Source organism: Candidatus Phytoplasma phoenicium (genome assembly GCF_001189415.1).
Classification (GTDB): domain Bacteria; phylum Bacillota_I; class Bacilli_A; order Acholeplasmatales; family Acholeplasmataceae; genus Phytoplasma; species Phytoplasma phoenicium.
In genome coordinates this window covers 1-1,943 of sequence record NZ_JPSQ01000071.1, presented here as the reverse complement: position 1 = coordinate 1,943, position 1,943 = coordinate 1, and the positions used below count along the sequence as shown (strand labels likewise).

Here is a 1,943-nt window from a genome sequence, read left to right as displayed (position 1 = left end):
TTTTTAAACCTTATTAATAGAGAAAAATTTATTTAATTTCTTTTGCCTTAATTTAGGTAAGTAAATAAAAATTAAAATTATTTTTTATTTAATGACGAGAAGACAGGTGCTGCTGCTTATGTTTTTTGTATCGATTTAACCATTTGTTCTACAATTAGTTGATATGTCATCGCATCAACATTTCTATATTTTTTAATTACTTTTTGCCCTCCCGGTAGTTCGAAATCTACAACTAACATCAAACTTGAAGTTGATTTATCAATAATAGGTTGTATTTTTTCAATTTTACCCAAATTATCTAGTGATTTGTTAAAAGGAATGTATCTAAATATTTCCACAGCATGATTTTCATCTGTTTGTTGATATCGACTTAATATATTTTGCAAACTCATGATTAGACCATAAAAGATAATAACCATGAATAAATGTTTCATACTAATATTTTTAAAATTAAATGGTAATTTTTTCATAATACATTTCCTTTAAATAAATTAATAAGAAAAACATAAAAAAGATAAAAAAACTATATAATCGTTATTTGATTATATCTATTTTTGTATAAGGACGCAAAACTTTTGGAATTGTAATACTTCCATCTTGATTTTGATAATTTTCTAAAATAGCCAATAAAGTCCTTCCTATAGCTAAAGCTGAACCATTTAAAGTATGTACATATTTTTTTTTAGTTTTATGATCTTTAATAAATTTAATATTTGCTCTTAAAGCTTGAAAAGTTTCAGTATTACTAATAGAAGCTATTTCTAAATATTTTTGTTGTCCTGGTAACCATACTTCTATATCATAAGTCTTAGTAGCACTAAATCCTAAATCTCCAGAAGATAATATAACAATACGATAAGGTAATTCTAATTTTTTTAAAATGTCTTCAGAGTCTTTTAACATTTTATCTAATATCAAATAAGATTGTTTTGGTTCTGTAAATTGGATTAATTCAATTTTATTAAATTGTTTTTGACGGGAAATACCACGATTTTCTTTACCTGCAGCGCCTGCTTCTTGCCTAAAACAAGTTGTATAACCAACATATTTAATGGGTAATTGGTTAACATTTAAAACCTCTTGTCGGTGTAAATTTATTAAAGGTACTTCTGCTGTAGGATTTAAATACCAATTTTGTTTTGTTAATTTTAATTTAAATAATTCTTCTTCAAATTTAGGTAATTGACCTGTTGATAACATTGACATTTCATTAACAATAAAAGGTGCAAGGATCTCTTTATACCCATTATTAACATGAGAATCCAACATAAAATTAATTAAAGATCTTTCAAGTAACGCGCCTGCCCCTTTTAATACCACAAATTTACTACCAGTAATCTTGGCTGCTCTATCAAAATCTAAAATACCTAATTTATTATTTAATGTTATATGATCTTTTGGAAAGAAAGAAATATTTATATTTTTTGGAGAACGATAAATTTCTAAATTATCTTCTGGTTTAATTCCATAAGGTGTAGAATCATGTGGTACATTTGGAGTATTCATTAATATTTGTTGAATTTTTTTTTCTACTATAAAAAGTTGGCTTTCTAATTGTTTTAAATTTTTTTTAGAATTTTTTTCTTTTTCAATTAAATCCTTATTTATTATATTTTGTTGTTGAGATTCTTCTATAGATTGAGAAAAAGTATTTTTATGTTGTCTTAAATTCTCTATCTGGGATAAAAAATTCTTACGTAATTGATTTAACTTTAATAATTCTTGGAGATAAGTGAAATCACCTTGTCTTTTTTGTAATTTATCGATGACTAAATTCATGTTTTGAAGCACAAATTTAAGTTCTAACATACTTAATATTCCTTTGATCGATAATTTTTCAATTAATTAATTCTAAAAATTTATTTTTTATGAATAATAATGAATTAATATAAATAAAATTTGTTTTTAAAAAGATTAAAACAAATAATAAAATAAAAAAATAA

General features: G+C 23.6%; 2 protein-coding genes. Both read right to left on the bottom strand.

What is annotated here, in order from left to right:
- Positions 1-116: 116 nt before the first annotated feature.
- Positions 117-470 carry a hypothetical protein gene (locus tag AlmWB_RS01660; protein ID WP_050337431.1) on the bottom strand — a complete coding sequence of 118 codons (354 nt, stop codon included), beginning with the start codon at positions 468-470 and terminating at the stop codon, positions 117-119.
- Between the two features lie 64 nt (positions 471-534).
- Positions 535-1,809, bottom strand: a complete 1,275-nt coding sequence (serS, locus tag AlmWB_RS01655) for a serine--tRNA ligase (protein ID WP_050337430.1) — start codon at positions 1,807-1,809, stop codon at positions 535-537.
- Positions 1,810-1,943: the final 134 nt, after the last annotated feature.